13 protein-coding genes and 1 pseudogene are annotated in these 16,114 nt (G+C 73.4%); 2 read left to right on the top strand and 12 right to left on the bottom strand.

Annotated features, from left to right (window positions below):
• Positions 1–223 precede the first annotated feature (223 nt).
• The 3 genes from NBM05_RS14100 to NBM05_RS14110 all read right to left on the bottom strand — a co-directional run bounded on the left by NBM05_RS14100 (position 224) and on the right by NBM05_RS14110 (position 4,350).
• Complete coding sequence (locus NBM05_RS14100) at positions 224–1,108, bottom strand: universal stress protein (protein WP_254168763.1); 885 nt, start codon at positions 1,106–1,108, stop codon at positions 224–226.
• The gene (locus NBM05_RS14105) at positions 1,105–2,568 is read right to left on the bottom strand and encodes a flavin monoamine oxidase family protein (RefSeq protein WP_254168764.1); all 1,464 of its coding nucleotides are present in this window, start codon (positions 2,566–2,568) and stop codon (positions 1,105–1,107) included. The genes NBM05_RS14100 and NBM05_RS14105 overlap by 4 nt, the downstream gene beginning before the upstream one ends.
• 129 nt (positions 2,569–2,697) lie before the next feature.
• Positions 2,698–4,350 carry an APC family permease gene (locus tag NBM05_RS14110; protein WP_254168767.1) on the bottom strand — a complete coding sequence of 551 codons (1,653 nt, stop codon included), beginning with the start codon at positions 4,348–4,350 and terminating at the stop codon, positions 2,698–2,700.
• Positions 4,351–4,527: 177 nt separating this feature from the next.
• Here NBM05_RS14110 and NBM05_RS14115 point away from each other — a divergent pair, with 177 nt between their 5' ends.
• Positions 4,528–5,667, top strand: a complete 1,140-nt coding sequence (locus NBM05_RS14115; RefSeq protein ID WP_254168768.1) for a YdcF family protein — start codon at positions 4,528–4,530, stop codon at positions 5,665–5,667.
• Between the two features lie 6 nt (positions 5,668–5,673).
• Here the strand turns inward: NBM05_RS14115 and NBM05_RS14120 are convergent, their stop codons facing one another.
• The 6 genes from NBM05_RS14120 to NBM05_RS14145 form a co-directional block, all read right to left on the bottom strand.
• The gene (locus NBM05_RS14120) at positions 5,674–6,462 is read right to left on the bottom strand and encodes an HpcH/HpaI aldolase family protein (protein ID WP_254168770.1); all 789 of its coding nucleotides are present in this window, start codon (positions 6,460–6,462) and stop codon (positions 5,674–5,676) included.
• The gene (hpaH, locus tag NBM05_RS14125; protein ID WP_254168773.1) at positions 6,447–7,232 is read right to left on the bottom strand and encodes a 2-oxo-hept-4-ene-1,7-dioate hydratase; all 786 of its coding nucleotides are present in this window, start codon (positions 7,230–7,232) and stop codon (positions 6,447–6,449) included. Before hpaH ends, NBM05_RS14120 begins: the two co-directional genes overlap by 16 nt.
• A gap of 29 nt (positions 7,233–7,261) precedes the next feature.
• Positions 7,262–8,368, bottom strand: a complete 1,107-nt coding sequence (gene hpaD, locus NBM05_RS14130) for a 3,4-dihydroxyphenylacetate 2,3-dioxygenase (protein ID WP_254168775.1) — start codon at positions 8,366–8,368, stop codon at positions 7,262–7,264.
• Positions 8,369–8,462: 94 nt separating this feature from the next.
• The gene (hpaE, locus tag NBM05_RS14135; protein ID WP_254168777.1) at positions 8,463–9,971 is read right to left on the bottom strand and encodes a 5-carboxymethyl-2-hydroxymuconate semialdehyde dehydrogenase; all 1,509 of its coding nucleotides are present in this window, start codon (positions 9,969–9,971) and stop codon (positions 8,463–8,465) included.
• On the bottom strand, positions 9,968–10,636 hold the full coding sequence (locus NBM05_RS14140; protein WP_254168786.1) for a GntR family transcriptional regulator: 669 nt from the start codon (positions 10,634–10,636) through the stop codon (positions 9,968–9,970). The genes hpaE and NBM05_RS14140 overlap by 4 nt, the downstream gene beginning before the upstream one ends.
• Before the next feature lie 169 nt (positions 10,637–10,805).
• Positions 10,806–12,584: a fumarylacetoacetate hydrolase family protein gene (locus NBM05_RS14145; RefSeq protein ID WP_254168778.1), complete on the bottom strand. Its 1,779-nt coding sequence runs from the start codon at positions 12,582–12,584 to the stop codon at positions 10,806–10,808.
• A 145-nt stretch (positions 12,585–12,729) separates the two neighbouring features.
• Here NBM05_RS14145 and NBM05_RS14150 point away from each other — a divergent pair, with 145 nt between their 5' ends.
• Positions 12,730–14,124, top strand: a complete 1,395-nt coding sequence (locus NBM05_RS14150; RefSeq protein ID WP_254168780.1) for an MFS transporter — start codon at positions 12,730–12,732, stop codon at positions 14,122–14,124.
• Here NBM05_RS14150 and NBM05_RS14155 read toward each other — a convergent pair.
• From NBM05_RS14155 to NBM05_RS14165, 3 genes and pseudogenes are all read right to left on the bottom strand, one after another.
• Positions 14,084–14,722 carry a thiamine pyrophosphate-dependent enzyme gene (locus tag NBM05_RS14155; protein ID WP_254168782.1) on the bottom strand — a complete coding sequence of 213 codons (639 nt, stop codon included), beginning with the start codon at positions 14,720–14,722 and terminating at the stop codon, positions 14,084–14,086. The two genes, NBM05_RS14150 and NBM05_RS14155, sit on opposite strands and share 41 nt — an antisense overlap.
• A 277-nt stretch (positions 14,723–14,999) precedes the next feature.
• Positions 15,000–15,263, bottom strand: a pseudogene (locus NBM05_RS14160) (hypothetical protein); the annotation flags it as partial.
• 38 nt (positions 15,264–15,301) lie between these two features.
• On the bottom strand, positions 15,302–15,895 hold the full coding sequence (locus NBM05_RS14165) for a thiamine pyrophosphate-binding protein (RefSeq protein WP_254168784.1): 594 nt from the start codon (positions 15,893–15,895) through the stop codon (positions 15,302–15,304).
• Positions 15,896–16,114 lie beyond the last annotated feature (219 nt).

Genomic DNA, 16,114 nt, shown 5'->3' on the forward strand with positions numbered 1-16,114 from the left:
GATGACCTCGCCGGTGGCGGGGTTCTCGACGTCGAAGGTCCCGCCGTCCGAGGCGTCCCTCCATTCACCGGCGATGAGCAGTCCCGTGGGGACCTTGGCCAGCAGCTGATCGACGTTGATCGCCATACGAATTACCGTCCTTTCGTGTGTCATGAGACACAGAGCCTCGCTCTAGTTTACCAATATACAAATTTTGTTTTCCAGAGCCGGGCGGGGTGGATTTCTACGGCGCGCCGACGATCGGCAGCTCGCCGGTCCACGGCTGATCCGCGGACCCTCCCCTGCCAGGATGGTACTCGCGCGGCACGACCACCAGGGGGATCGGGAGCCTCGTCAGGATCTTGGCCGTGGTCGAGGAGAGGAAGAGCTCCCCGCGCCGGGCCAGCCGGGAGGAGCCGGCCATGAGCACCGTGCCCTCGCCCCAGGTCACGGACTCCACGGCGTCGGCGACCGAGGCCCCGCTGCCCACGACGACGCTCAGGCGCCCGGGGTCCTCCGGCTCGACCCGGGACGCGGCGACCAGGGCCTCGAGGGACTCGCGGGCCCGGGCGGCGTCGTCGCCCTCGGCCAGGGCGATCAGCCGGACCGGCAGGCCGGTGCGGTTCAGCGTCGCGACGGCCTCCTCCACGAGGCCGGCGGACTCGGGCTCGGGGCTCACCGCGCACGCGATCTCCGTCAGCGGCGCGGGCTCGTAGCCGCGCGGCGCCAGGATCACGGGGATGCGGGAGCGGTGCAGCAGCGCGCTGCCCGTGCCGCCGACGCCGTGGCGCAGCCAGCCGCTCGCCGAGGAGCCGCCCACGATGACCGCCGCCGCGCCGGATGAGGCGGCGACCTCCATCAGCCCGGCCGGGGCGTTGATCGAGCGGTGCAGGCGCAGCTCGACCTCGACGTCGTCGGGCACCAGCTCCGCGGCCTCGTTCAGCCACCGCTTGGCCTGGTCCTCCACGAGGCGGCCGAAGTCGTCCCGCGGGGCGCTCGAGTACTGCTCGCGGGCCTTGACGACCACCACGACCTCCAGCACGGCCCCGGTCGCCCGGGCCAGCGCGACGCCGAGGTTCAGGGCGTCCCGCCCGCGCTCGTGCGCGGCGTAGCCGACCGCGTACCTCACAGCGCGTCCAGGATGTCCGCGGCGGTCTTGCGACCCATCCGCACCGCGCCGTCGACGTGCTGGTAGCCCTCGGCGGCGAGGTCCGAGCAGGACCAGTGGATCGGGCCCACCGGGGTGCTCTGGTCCTTGCCGTAGCGGTGCAGGCCGCCCAGGTCGTAGCTCGCCGCGTAGGCGCCGCGGGTCCACTCCTCGGAGCCCCAGTCGGACTCGTAGTAGACCACGGGGCTCTGGGCCTCGGGGCCGAGCAGCTCGGCGATCGAGGCGAGGATCGCGGCACGGCGGTCCTCGGCGTCGAGCTCGAACATCGCGTCGGCCTTCTCGTCCGAGACGAAACCGACCAGGGTGCCGCGGGACTCCTCCTCGCCGGTCGCCGGGTCGTGGTTGGTGTTGTCGTAGACCTCCTGGACCAGGGAGCCGGCGGAGAAGCACGTGCCGGACAGGCCCTTATCCCGCCAGAACGGCGTCTCGTAGACCGCGTGGACCTTGATGACCAGGCCCAGCGACTGGTGCTGGTGCATCTGATGCTGGCGTCGGGGCAGCGGCGGGACGAAGCTGACACGCTCGTAGAGGTTGGGCGGGACGGCCATGACGGCGCGCTTGGCTCGGACGTGCAGGACCCGGCCGGAGGCCTCGCCGGCCTCGGAGAACTCCTCGGCCTCCGCGAGGACGGGGTACTCGGCGTCATCCTCGTCCCAGCGCAGCACGCGGACCGGGTGGCCGGTGACGACGGCGTCGCCGAGCTCCCGGGCCATGGTCTCGGAGACCGACTGCATGCCGCCCAGGACCCGCTTGTCGAGGATGAAGTCCTCGTCCACGAGGTTCGAGAAGGAGCCCGCGGAGGCGGCCATGAGCACCGCCTGGAGGGCGGAGAACGCGTGGGCGGGCTTGGTGAGCATGCCGCCGGCGACGAACAGGCCGATGTTGTTGCAGGCCTCCTCGTCGTCGGACTGCTCCCGGAGCCAGTGGTGGAAGGAGATCGTGTCCAGCTCGCGGGCCCGGGGGTGGGCCCAGGGCTCGGCGGGGCCGACCTCGGCGGCGAGGCCGTCCAGGAGGTCGACGAGGCGCTGCATCTCGGCCTCGGTCCGCTCGCCGGCGGGGAACATCTCGCCGGTGTAGCGGCTGACGGTGCCGTCCGAGGAGCGGTAGATGCCCTCGCCCTCGCGGTAGCGGGAGTAGGTGGAGAGGCCGAGCTCCTCGAGCAGCCCGATCAGCGCGGTCTGGTCCGGGGAGACCCACTGGCCGCCGATCTCCAGGAACGCGCCCTCGACGTGCTCCGACCAGGTGCGGCCGCCGACCCGCTCGCGGGCCTCCAGGACGGTCACGGTCTTGCCGGCGCGGGTCAGCTCGCGGGCGGCGGTCAGGCCGGAGGGGCCCGCTCCGATCACGACGACGTCGCACTCGCGGACGTCGCCGACCCGCGGGGCGGAGCCGGTGGCTGGGGTGCTGGGCGTGGTGTTCATGGGCTGACCCTTTCAAGAAAATGAATGGTGTTCGTTTTATGGTATCTCAGGCGCCCGCGGGAGTGAACCCCGGGCGGTGCGGTGCGAGTGGCCGGCGAGCCGGGACGGAGGCGCACGACGTCGCCCCCCTCACTCGGCCGGGCCGGAGCGGGCCTGGACGGCGTCGACGCCCTCCCGGAAGAACTGCGGCATCCGGCGCGAGAGCACGAGCATGACGACCAAGCCGAGCACGATCATCCCGGCCCCGAGGTAGAACACCAGGCCCACCCCGAACAGCGAGGACCCGGAGCCGTAGTCGGGGTCGAAGGAGTCGATCGTGGTGCGGACGAAGAAGACCAGCAGCAGCAGCCCGCCGAGCAGCGGCGCCGCGAGCCGGACCACGAAGGCCCGGACCGAGCCGAAGGCCTCCCGGCGGAAGTACCACGCGCAGGCCAGCGCGGTGAGCCCGTAGTAGTAGCAGACCATCAGGCCCAGGGCCGCGATGGTGTCCCACAGGACGTCCTCGGAGATGAAGCGCATGACGGCGTAGAACGCCGCCGCGATCACCGTGGAGGCCACCGTGGCGTAGCCCGGCGTCTGGAAGCGCGGGTGGATCCGGGCGAACCGGGCCGGCAGCGCGCGGTAGTGGCTCATGGCCAGCATGGTCCGCGCCGGGGAGATCATGGTCGACTGCAGCGAGGCGATCGAGGACATCAGCACCGCGATCGACATCAGCACGCCCAGCGGCCCCAGCACGGGCGTGGCCAGCGCGGCGAAGATGTTCTCCTGGATGTCCGGGTTGGTCATGCCCAGCGCCCCGTCCCCGACGCCGGCGAAGGCCAGCGTCCCGCACGCGACCAGCAGGTACAGCACCACGACGACGCCGATCACCACGATCGCCGCGCGCCCGGGCGTCCGCTCCGGGTCCTTGGTCTCCTCGTTCATGGTCAGCACCGTGTCCCAGCCCCAGTAGATGAACACCGAGAGGGAGACGCCGGCCGAGAACGCCGAGAACGAGTCGATCCCGGCGGGGTTGAACCACTCCAGCTGCGGCAGCTGGCCGTCGAAGGCAGAGCCGTTCGCGGCCCGCACGAGCCCCGTGACGGCGAAGGCGACGAGCACGACCAGTTGGAAGCCGACCAGCGTGAACTGGAACCGCTTGGTCTCCTGGAGGCCCCGGTAGGAGATCCAGCAGGCCCCGGCCATGAACACCAGGCAGGTGGCGACGTTGAGGGGCACGTTGCGCGCGAGGTCCGCGATGCCGGGGCTGCCGGCCAGCTGCGCGATCAGCAGGTAGAAGAAGTCCACCGCGATGCCCGCGAGGTTGGACAGCACGAGGATCGTGGCCGCGAGCAGGCCCCAGCCGCCCATCCAGCCGACCCACGGGCCGAAGGCCTTGGAGACCCAGGTGAACGTGGTCCCCGAGTCGGGCATCGCGGAGTTGAGCTCGCGGTAGCCCAGGGCCACCAGGAGCATGGGGATGAAGCCGACCAGGAAGATCGCGGGGAGGTGGAAGCCCACCACCGAGACCGTGGGGCCCAGCGCGCCGGACAGGGTGTAGGCCGGGGCGATGGTCGAGACGCCGATGACGGCCGCGCCCAGCAGGCCGATGGTCCCGGCGCTGAGCCCCTTCGCGGAGAGGCCGGTGGCGCGCCCGGCCTCCTGGACGGCGTCGGACCCGGCCGCGCGGCCCTGGTCCACGCCGATGACGACGGAGGATCCGCCGACCTTGCGCACCACCGGGGAGGTGGAGGTGTGGATCGGGACGCGACGCCGGCCCGGGCGCTTCTCGCTGGTGCCCATGGGAGGCTCCTAACCGTGGGGGTGGGACGGGACTAAAACGAATGTTGTTCGTTTATTTCCTGCTGGGAGCCTACGCCCAGTTTGCGTCCCTGTGAAGCCCCTCACGTTTCCGGAGCGTTAATTCCTCGGCCCTCCGCGCGCGCCGGGTCCACTCAGAGCCCGCGGGACCCGGATAGCATGGCCGTGACCACCGACCCGGCCGCCCCGGCGTCGGCCCGCCCCGTCGAGCCCGAGGTCCGCGTGCAGCCCATCGACTTCCTCCCCACCCTCCTCTCGCTCCTGCTGGGGGTGGGCATCCTCGTCTACTGCGTGCTCGGCTTCCGCCGGGCCGGGTACCGGCTGCGCTACGGCCTGGTCACGATCGTCGGCGCGCTCATGGTGCTCGACGCCGTCACCACGCTGCTCGGCGACGTCCGCTGGGAGTGGCTCTCGCTCGTCGTCGGCGCGCTCTCGCTCCTGACACTGCTCGCCGTGTTCTGCGGGTACTTCGTCCTGGCCGTGTTCCTGCTGGTCAACGGGGTGATCCTGCTGCGACGCGAGGGGGTGCGCCCGGCCAACGCGCTCTCGCTGGCCGCGGGGCTGTGGATGGTCGCGCTGCCGTTCTCACCGTTCCTGCTGGTGGCGGTCGGGCCGCTCGGCGACGTCGGCGTCCTGGTCCTCGGGTACGTCTTCGCGGGGCTGCTGCTGGTCACCGCCTACCTCGGGTTCTGCTTCCTGGGGTTCCTGATCTCCGCCGTGGGGTACCGGCGGTTCTCGCGGAAGACGCACCCGCGCTACATCGTGGTGCTGGGCGCGGGGCTGATCCGGGGGCGGGTCACGCCGCTGCTGGCGGGGCGGATCGACCGCGCGCTGGAGCTCTACCGGCGCGAACGGGCCCTGGGCCACGCCCCGGTCTTGATCCCCAGCGGCGGCCAGGGCGCGGACGAGCCGCTGCCCGAGGGCGAGGCGATGCGCGCCTACATGCTGGAGCAGGGGATCCCGGAGGAGTCGATCCTCGTGGAGGACCGGGCCGCGACGACCGACGAGAACCTGCGCTTCTCCCGGGAGCTGATGGGGCCCGCGGGCGCCGAGGCGGAGGTCGCGGTGGTGACCAGCGACTACCACGTCTACCGCGCGGCCGTCCTGACCCGGCGGGCCGGGCTGCGGGGGCGCGTCTCGGGCTCGCGCACGGCCGCGTACTACGTGCCCAGCGCGTTCATCCGCGAGTTCGCCGCGATCATGGTCATGAACCGCTGGGCGCACCTCGCGGTGGTGGGGGCCATGGGGCTGGCCGTGACGGGCGTGTTCGCGCTGGCCCTCCGGGCCGTGGCGGGCTGAGCCGGCTCACCCCTCCGCCGGCAGGAAGGCCTCCGCCAGGCCGCGCGAGGCCCTGGTCAGCAGCTGGACGTCCGCCCCCACCAGGGCGAAGGAGGCCCCGGCGTCGAGGTAGCGGTGCGCCTGGGCGTGGTCGAAGACGTTGACGCCCACCGGCTTGCCCGCCGCCCGCACGGCGTCGAAGGTCCGCAGCACGGCGTCGACGACGTCCGGGTGCGTCTGCTGCCCCAGGACCCCCATCGAGGCGGCGAGGTCCGCCGGGCCGACGAACACGGCGTCGACCCCGTCCACCGCGGCGATCTCCCCGGCGTTGGCGACGGCGGCCGCCGACTCGATCTGCACGGTCAGCGAGACGGTCTCCCGCGCGCCGGCCAGGTACCCCTCGACCGCGCCCCACCGGGAGGCCCGGGCGAGCGCCGAGCCGACGCCGCGCACCCCGTGGGGCGGGTAGCGCACCGCGGCCGCGGCGGCCCGGGCCTGCTCGGCGGTGTCGACCATGGGCACCAGCACGTTCTGGGCCCCGAGGTCCAGGACCTGCTTGAGGTGGGCCGCGTCCAGCTCGGGCACGCGCAGCATCGGGACGACCGGGTACGGGGCCAGGGCCCGCAGCAGCGAGGCCGCGGTCTCCAGGCCGACGGGCGAGTGCTCGCCGTCGACCAGCACCCAGTCCAGCCCGGAGCACCCGGCGATCTCGGCGGCCACCGGCGACCCGGAGCACACCCACATGCCCACGAGGGGGCGCTCGGCCTCCCGCAGGGCGTCCGCGAAGGTCGGCGGCAGCTCTACTCGAAGCGGCATGTGATCGCCCCCAGGGTCCCGTAGTCGGCGTGGATGGTGTCCCCGCGCTCGACCCACAGGGGCCGGGTGAAGGAGCCCGCCAGGACGACCTCGCCCGCGCCCAGGGAGTCCCCGTGCTCGGCGAGCTTGCGCGCGAGCCACGCGACGCCCGACGCCGGGTGGTTCAGCACCGCCGCCGCGACCCCCGAGTCCTCGACGACCTCGTTGCGGTACAGCAGCGCGGAGACCCAGCGCAGGTCCACGGCGTCGGGGGCCACCGGGCGGCCGCCCAGCACCATGGCGCCCAGCGCCGCGTTGTCGCTGATGGTGTCCACGATGGTGCGGCCCTGCATCTCGATCCGGGAGCTCAGGACCTCCAGCGCGGGGACCACGTACTCCGTGGCGCGCAGGACGTCGAAGAGCGTGACGTCCGGGCCGCCCAGCTCCTCGCGCAGGACGAAGGCCAGCTCGACCTCGATCCGCACGTTGGAGTACCGGCCGTGCTCGATCGCCGAGCCGTTCTCGTACACCTGGTCGGCGAAGATCGCACCGTAGTCGGGCTCGGTGATGCCGGTGGCCTGCTGCATGACCTTGGAGGTCAGGCCGATCTTGCGGCCCACGAGCCGGCGGCCCTCGGCCTCGCCGCGGCGGCGCCACTCGTTCTGGACCGCGTAGGAGTCCTCCACGGTCATCCCCGGGTTCCGGGCCGTGAGCAGCGGGACCGTGGTCCGCTCGCGCTCGGCCCGGGCCAGCTCGTCCGCGATCTCGCGGATCCTGTCATCGCTCAGCATGTGCGTCCTCCTCGTCGTGTCCTCGCGCCTCACAGCTGGTTCCCGAGCTTGTACTCGCCCTGCTTCCAGTCCGGCATGGACTCCTCGCCCTCCTCGCGGCGGGTGTAGGAGAAGCCGTCGGCGCCGATGGTCGCGGCCAGCTCGCTCTCGTCGGTCCGCTGCGTCAGCGGCACGGGCTCGCCGTCGAGGTCCAGCACGGTCGAAGCGTCGCGGTACCAGGAGGGGACCACCGGGGTGCCCCACCAGTCGCGCCGCTGGTTGTCGTGGACGTCCCAGGTGACCACCGGGTTGTCGGGGTCGCCGGTGTAGTAGTCCTGCGTGTAGATCTCGATCCGGTGCCCGTCCGGGTCCCGGAGGTAGAGGTAGAACGCATTGGAGACCCCGTGGCGGCCGGGGCCGCGCTCGATGTGGTCGGAGAGCCGCAGCGCGCCCAGCTTGTCGCAGATCGCGAGGATGTTGTGCTTCTCGTGGGTCGCGAAGGCCACGTGGTGCATGCGGGGGCCGTCCCCGCCGGTCATGGCCGTGTCGTGCACCGTGGACTTCCGCCGCATCCACGCCGCGTAGGTGGTGCCCTCCTCGTCCTGGATGTCCTCGGTGACGCGGAAGCCCAGGTCCTCCATGTACCTCACGGCCCGCGGCACGTCCGGGGTGACCTGGTTGAAGTGGTCCAGGCGCACCAGCGCACCGGGGGTGTAGAGGTCGTAGCGCCACGCCAGCCGCTCCACGTGCTCGACCTCGTGGAAGAACTCGTAGGGGAAGCCCAGCGGGTCCATGACCCGCACCGAGTCCCCGACGCCGCGGACGAACCCGCCGGGCTCGCGGCGGACCTCGCAGCCGAGCTCGCGGTAGAACGCCTCCGCGCGGTCCAGGTCCTCGGGCGTGCGCACCCGGTAGGAGAAGGCGGCGACGGCGGCCACCGGCCCCTGCCGCAGGATCAGGTTGTGGTGGATGAACTCCTCCAGCGAGCGCAGGTACACCGCGCCCTCGTCCTCCTCGGTCACGACGAGGCCAAGGACGTCGACGTAGAAGTCCCGCGAGCGCGCGAGGTCGGTCACCACGATCTCCATCGACGCGCAGCGCAGCACGTCCGGCGGGGTCGCGGAGGGGGTGGGCAGGGAGTCGGTCTGTTCGGTCATCTCAAGCGTCCTTGCTGTCTCGATGGGAGGGTGGGGTGCCGCGGCGCCGCGGGTCGGGCGGACCGCCGGGGTGAGGCGGCGGCGCGGGCCGGGCCTAGTCGGCCTTGCCGAAGACGGGGTTGTGGACCTCGCCGAGGTTGATGTGCACGGCCTGCTGGTCGGTGTAGAAGTCGATCGAGCGGTACCCGCCCTCGTGCCCGAGCCCGGAGGCCTTGACCCCGCCGAAGGGGGTGCGCAGGTCCCGGACGTTGTTGGAGTTCAGCCACACCATGCCGGCCTGCACCTCCTGTGAGAAGTTGTGCGCCCGCCGCAGGTCGTTGGTCCAGATGTAGGCGGCCAGGCCGTACTTGGTGTCGTTGGCCAGCTCCAGCGCCTCCTCGTCCGTGTCGAAGGGCGTGATGGCGACGACGGGGCCGAAGATCTCCTCCTGGAAGATCCGCGCATCGCGGGGCACGTCGACGAAGACGGTCGGGGCGACGAAGTTGCCGGTCTCGAAGCCCTCGGGGCGGCCGCCGCCGGCGGTCAGGCGCCCCTCCTGCTTGCCGAGCTCCACGTAGGACATGACCTTCTCGTAGTGCTCGGGGTGCACGAGCGCGCCGACCTCGGTGCGGGGGTCCGAGGGCAGCCCCACCCGGACCCGGGAGGCCTGGGCGGAGTATCGCTCCACGAACTCGTCGTAGACGCCCCGCTGCACGAGGATGCGCGAGCCCGCGGTGCAGCGCTCGCCGTTGAGGGAGAAGACCCCGAAGATGGTCGCGTCGATCGCGGTCTCGAGGTCGGCGTCGTCGAACACGACCGCCGGCGACTTCCCGCCCAGCTCCATGGACAGGCCCTTGAGGTGGGGGGCCGCGTTGCCGAAGATCAGCTGGCCGGTGGAGGACTCCCCGGTGAAGGAGATCAGCGGGACGTCCGGGTGCTTGACCAGGGCATCGCCGGCCGTCTCGCCCAACCCGTTGACCAGGTTGAACACGCCCTCCGGCAGGCCGGCCTCCTCGAAGATCCCGGCCCACAGCGAGGCGGAGAGCGGGGTGAACTCGGCGGGCTTGAGCACCACGGTGTTGCCGGTGGCGATCGCCGGGGCGAGCTTCCACGACTCGAGCATGAACGGGGTGTTCCAGGGGGTGATGAGGCCCGCGACGCCGATCGGCTTGCGGTTGACGTAGTTGGCCTGGCGGCCGGGGACCTTGTAGGCGTCGTCGACCTGGGCGACGATCAGGTCCGCGAAGAAGCGGAAGTTCTCGGCGGCGCGGCGGGCCTGGCCCAGGGCCTGGGTGATGGGCAGGCCGGAGTCGTAGGACTCCATCTCGGCCAGGCGGTCGCCGCGGGTCTCCACGATGTCGGCGATCCGCTGCAGGATCCGGGACCGCTCGCGCGGGAGCATCCGCGGCCACGGGCCCTCCTCGAAGGCGGTCCGGGCGGCGGCGACGGCGGCGGCGACGTCGGCCTGCTTGCCCGAGGCGGCCCGGATGTAGGGCTCGTTGGTCACGGGGTCGATCACGTCGAAGGTGTCCCCGTCGGCGGAGTCGACGTGCCGGCCGCCGATGTAGTGGCGGATGGCCTCGGGCAGGTCGGCGGGCCGGGCGTGCTCGGTGTTCGCGGTCATGGGGTCTCTCCCTGGGTCTGGTGGTGGACGGACGGGGTGGCTCGGGACGGCGGGCCCGTCCGGGCCGGGCTGTTCAGGTAGCTCTCCAGCGTGGCGGTGCGGTGGCCGCGCGCCGCCGCCTCGATCTCGTCGGGCGGGGCGGCCGCCTCGATCAGGTCGAGGATCCGGGCGTGCTCCGCGACCGACTCCCGGGCGCGGCCGGGGACGAAGGCGAAGGTCGAGTCGCGCACGCGCCCCAGGCGCTCCCACTCCGCGTTGACCAGCTCGATCAGCCGCTCGTTGGGGCAGTGGACGAACAGGGCCTGGTGGAAGGCGTGGTTGGCCTCGGTGAAGGAGTGCGGGTCGAAGTCCTCGAGGGAGGCCGCGAGCCGGGCGTTGAGCTCCCGGGCCTCGGCCAGGCCCTCCGGGGTGACGTGCGGGGCGGCCAGGGCGGTCGCGGCGCCCTCGAGGATGCCGAGGGTCTCCATCGAGAGCCGGTAGCTGCCCTCGTCGACCATCGCGACCCGGGCGCCGACGTTGCGCTCGAAGGTCACCAGCCCCTCGGCCTCGAGGCGGCGGATCGCCTCGCGGACCGGGACCACGCTCATCTCCAGCGAGGCCGCGATGCTGCTCAGCACCAGGCGGTAGCCGGGCGTGAAGCGGCCCGCGGCGATGCCCTCCCTGATCCAGGCGTGGGCCCGCTGGGCCTTGCTGAGCTCGGCGGGCGGGGACGCGGAGGCCGGGGACGCGCCGGCGGAGGGTGCGGCGGGGCGGGATTCGGGCGGGGTCGCGGCTGGGCGGGTGGAGGCCGGGCGGTCCGACGCCGGGCGGTTCGCGGTCCTGACAGCGGGCACCTCAGCGGCCCTCCGTTCCGGCGGCGCGGGCGGCGGCAGCGGCGGCGTCGCGGGCGGCGGCAGCGGCGGTCGGGTCCCCTCCGGTGGTGGCGGCGCCCGGGGCGGACGCCGCGGCGTCGGGCTCCCGGACGGCGGCCGCCGGGTCCGCCGGCGGATTCTCGGCGAGCCACGCGCGGTAGCGCTCCTTCCACTCCCCGGTCGGGGGGAACAGCCCGTCGACGGGGTGCCCCTCGGCGACCCGGTCGTAGACCCAGGCGTCCTCGTGCTCCTTGGCCAGGGCCTCCTCGACCACCTCCTCGACCAGGGCGCGCGGGATCACGACGACGCCGTCGTCGTCGCCCACGATCACGTCCCCCGGCAGGACGGTCGCATTCCCGCAGGCCACGGCGGTATCCGACTCCCACGGGACGTGCTTGCGGCCGAGCACCGCCGGGTGGGCCGTCCGCGAGAAGACCGGCAGCCCGACCTCCCGCACGGCCGCGGAGTCCCGCACCCCGCCGTCGGTCACGACGCCGGCCGCCCCGTTGGCCCGGGCCCGCAGCGCGAGGACGTCCCCCAGCGTCCCGGAGCCGGACTCGTTGCGGGCCTCGATGACCAGGACCTCGCCGGGGGCGACGGCGTCGAAGGCGCGCTTCTGGGCGTTGTACCCGCCGCCGTGGGCCGCGAAGAGGTCCTCGCGGTGCGGGAGGAAGCGCAGGGTCTTGGCGACGCCGACCATCGTGGTGCCCGGGGCGCCGGAGCGGACGCCCTCGATCACCACCTGGTTCAGCCCGCGCTTGCGCAGCTGGGCGGAGAGACCGGCCGTGGGGGCGGCCAGGAGTCGGGCGCGCAGCGCCTCGGAGAGCGGGCCGGAGCCGGGGTCGGCGGCGGCGCTGGAGCCGGTGGCGTCGGCGTCGGGGGCGGCCGGGGTGCCGTCGGTGGAGGGGGCGGAGGGGTCGGATGCGGCGGCAGCCGGGGCGGTCGCGGCGTCGGCGGCGTCCTCCCGGGGCGGCAGGCCCGCGGCCTCGCGGGAGCCCCAGGCGTCCTCGCGCTGGGCGTCGTCGGCCGCGGGCAGAGAGCCCAGCGACTCGTCGAAGCCGCCGGGGCCCTCGACCACGCGGGTCCTCAGCCGGCCCGAGCTGGGCGCGCCCTCGGCGTCGGGCGCGTCCACCTCGACCTCGACGACGTCGCCCGGCCCGATCACGGAGGACCCGGCCGGGGTGCCGGTGAGGATCACGTCCCCGGTCTCGAGGGTCATGTGCTGGGAGAGGTCCGCGACGAACCGCGCCAGCGGGAAGATCAGCCGGTCCGCGCCGGTCAGGTCCTCCTGGACGAGCTCGCCGTTGACCCAGGTGCGCACGCGCAGCCCGGCGGGGTCGACGCGGCGGGCGTCGATCAGCCGCGGGCCCAGCGGGGTGTACCCGTCCCGCCCCTTGGAGCGGAGGTTGGAGCCCTTGTCGGCCGCGCGGTAGTCGTAGACGCCCAGGTCGTTGGAGGCGGTCACGGACGCGACGTGGCCCCACGCCTCGGCCAGCCCGACCCGGTGCGCCGGCTCGCCGATGACCAGGGCGATCTCGCCCTCGAAGGCCAGCAGCTCGGTGCCCTCCGGGCGCTCGACCGAGGCCCCGGAGCCGGCCAGGGAGCTGGTCGGCTTGACGAAGTAGGAGGGCTGGGCGGGGCGCCGCCCGCGCTGGGCCGCCCGCGACTCGTAGGCCACGTGCACCGCGATGACCTTGCCCGGCCGGACGGGGACCTCCGCCGGCCTCTCGCCCGCGCTGCCGGTGTTCGCCTGCTGTTCCATGGAGCCTCCTCGTCGACGCCCTTGCTCTTGACCTCGGATCGTATATCATTTGAAATCATCCAACAAGTTACCTGGATCACACTCTGGCGCGGTCCACGAGGCGGCGCCGGAGACCCCAAGACCACGCCCAGACAAGGGAGTCAGCATGGCGCACCACGATCCCACCCTCAAGAAGGCATCCCACCGGACCCGGAGCCAGGCCGCCGAACAGCGGCGCGTGGTCGCCGGCACGGTCATCGGCACCAGCATCGAGTGGTACGACTTCTTCCTCTACGCCTCGGCCGCCGGCCTGGTGTTCAGCCAGCTCTTCTTCGAGCCGATGGGCCCCCAGGCCGCGCTGCTCGTCTCCTTCGCCTCCGTGGGGCTGAGCTTCCTCTTCCGCCCGCTGGGGGCGTTCCTCGCGGGCCACTTCGGGGACAGGATCGACCGCAAGGCCATCCTCATGGTCACGCTGATCGGCATGGGCGCGGCGACCACGCTGATCGGCGTGCTGCCGACCTACGACTCGATCGGGATCGCCGCGCCGATCCTCCTCATCCTGCTGCGCATCCTGCAGGGCGTCTCGGCCGGCGGCGAGTGGGGCGGCGCGGTGTTGATGTCGGTCGAGCACGCGCCCGTGGACAAGCGCGGCCTCTTCGGCTCGAGCCCGCAGGTCGGGGTCCCGCTGGGGCTGCTCATGGCCTCGGGGATGCTCGCGCTCATGAGCGTGGTCGCGCCCGGCGAGGCCTTCCTCGAGTGGGGCTGGCGCGTGCCGTTCCTGCTCAGCGTCGTGCTGATCGGCGTCGGGTACTTCATCCGCCACGGCGTCCAGGAGTCGCCAGTCTTCGCCGAGATCGCCCAGCGCAGGGAGCAGACGAGGGCGCCCGTCGCCCGGCTGTTCGGCGGGCACCTGCTGCTCGTCCTCGTCGCGGCCCTCGTCTTCGCCGGGAACAACGCCGTGGGGTACATGACCACGGGCGGGTTCATCCAGAACTACTCGACCAACCCCGAGGGTGCGATCGTCCTCGAGCGCGGGCCGGTGCTGCTGGCCGTCACGGCGTCGGCGGTGGTGTGGCTGGTCTTCACGCTCGTCGCGGGGTGGCTCTCCGACCGGATCGGGCGCCGGTCCGCGTACATCATCGGCTGGTGCGCCCAGCTGGTGGGCGTCGGCACGCTGTTCCCGCTGGTCAACACGGGGCAGGTGGGGCTGCTCTTCCTCGCCCTCGCGGTGCTCAGCGTCGGCCTCGGCCTGACCTACGGCCAGCAGTCGGCGATGTACTCCGAGCTCTTCCCGGCCTCGATCCGCTTCTCGGGCGTCTCGATCACCTACGCGATCGGCGCGATCCTCGGCGGCGCCTTCGCCCCCACGATCGCCACGGCCCTGCTCCAGGCCACCGGCACCACCCTGTCGATCACCGCCTACCTCGCGGGGATGACCCTGATCGGGCTCGTCGCGACGCTGCTGCTGCGCGACCGCACCGGGATCCCGCTGGGCCCTGACCACGAGGAGGAGCAGGCCGTCAGCCCGCTGTACGGGAGCGGGAGGAAGGCGAGGGCGTAGGGCTGGCACCGCGCGGGGAACGCCCGGCGGGCCCCCGGGTGGCGCCCGCGGCCTGTGCCCGCACCTCCGCCAGGTACGGTGCGAGGACCGTCCGGGAGATGCGGCAGTCCGCCACGTAGGTGCCCGCCGCCCCGGAGGCGAGCCACGCCCCCAGGTCAGCGAGGTCCTCCAACCGCTCGACGACGCGCGTCCGGGCCCCCAGCGCGGCGAGCATCCCGGCGAAGTCGAGGTCGGGCAGCAGCATCGGCCGCTCGGCGAGGCCGCGGGCGCCGTACTGGTGCACCTCGGCCCCGTAGGCGCCGTCGTTCATGACCACGACGACGCCGCGCCGGGCGGTCCGCACGAAGCTCTCGGCGTCGGCGATCCCCATGAGCCCGCCGCCGTCCCCGACCACCAGGACCGTGGTCCGCTCCCCCGCCGCCCGGACGGCCCCGGGTGCGGAGGGGAACCCCAGCCCGATGCTCTGGAACTGCGTGCCGACCAGCACGAGGCTCTCCGCGCTCTCGACCCGCAGGTAGGTCGCCGGCCACTGGATGAAGTGGCCGCCGTCGGTGACGACGACGCGGTCCACCGGCAGCAGCTGATCCAAGCGGCCCATCAGCCGGCGGGGGTCGAGGCGGCCGTCGGGGGCGACGTCGTCCCCGGCCGGGCGGTCGGCGGCGCCGGCGAGGGGGCGGGGGCGAGCCGGGGTGGCCGGGTGCTCGGCGGCCAGCCCGCGGCGGCCGGCATCGGGCGCCCGGATACGCGGTGCCCGAAGTCGCAGTGCCCCGGCCCGCGGCGCCCGGATGCGCGAGCGAGGCCAGCTCGGCGTCGAGGGCCGCGGCGACCGGGCCGACGTCGCCGCGCAGGTGGTCGGTGACCAGGGCGCTGGTGGGCGACGCCGCCAGATCCACCTGGAGGACGCGGGCTCCCGCGCCGAAGGCGTGACCGAAGGAGAGCGTGAACTGGTTGAGGCCCGCCCCCAGGATCAGCACGACGTCGGCCTCCCGGATGCGCGCGGCCGATCCCGCCGCGGTGAAGCCCCCGCAGACCCCGAGATCGGTGAATCCGGCAACCTCGCCGGGTTTCACGTGAAACAGGCCCTGCGCAGGGGCCGTGGTGGCGACGTCGGCCCCGAGGCGCGCGGCCAGGGACCGCACCCGCCCCGCGGCCCGGATCGCGCCGCGGCCCGCGAGGATCAGGGCCGCTCGGCGCGGGCCAGGAGCAGCGCCGCGGCGGCGACCTCGCCCGGCGCGGGGCGGGCGGCGCCGGGGCGGGCGGCAGGCCGGGATGCGGGCACCCTCGGGCGTGACCGGAAGGGGCGCGACGTCGTAGGGGAGCGCGAGAACCACGGGGCGGGAGGAGTCGCGCGCCTCGGCCGCGGCGGCCACGGCCACCGCGCCGGCGTCCTCGCGCGAGGCGGTGAGGGTCCGCACGCCGAGGGCCGCCGCGAGCGCTGGCTGATCGACGTCCCAGGGGCGGGGCCCGACTCCGGGCGGTCGCCCGCGACGAGGATCAGCGGGATGCCCGCTTGGGCGGCGTCGGCCAGGGCGGTGAGCGCGTTGGTGAAGCCGGGCCCGTAGGTGGTGGTCGCGATCGCGAGCCGGCCCGAGACGCGCCGGTAGGCGTCGGCCGAGGCGACGGCCGCCGCCTCGTGGCGCACCTGGACCAGGGGACGGCCGAGGCGCTCGAGCGCGTCGACGAAGTGGGCGTTGCCGTTGCCCATGAGGCCGAAGGCCTCTCCCGCCAGGGGCAGGAGGGCTCGCGCGATGGTTTCCGAGACTGAGTGCACTGGTGCTCCCACAAGAGATACATGCTGGTGATCAGGCCATATATGTCTTGCGCGAGCGCTGAGTGCCCCTTTTTCGGGCACCGGCGCCGCAGGGGTGACGCCGGACACTCTCAGGGTAGGCCCGGGGTGCGGCGGCGGCAAGGACGGGCCGGGGTGCGGCGGCAGCAAGGACGGGCCGGGGCCGCGCCGAAGGCGGGCGGGCCGCGAGCGGGGCGAGTG

Source organism: Rothia santali, assembly GCF_024199905.1.
GTDB classification, from domain to species: domain Bacteria; phylum Actinomycetota; class Actinomycetes; order Actinomycetales; family Micrococcaceae; genus Rothia; species Rothia santali.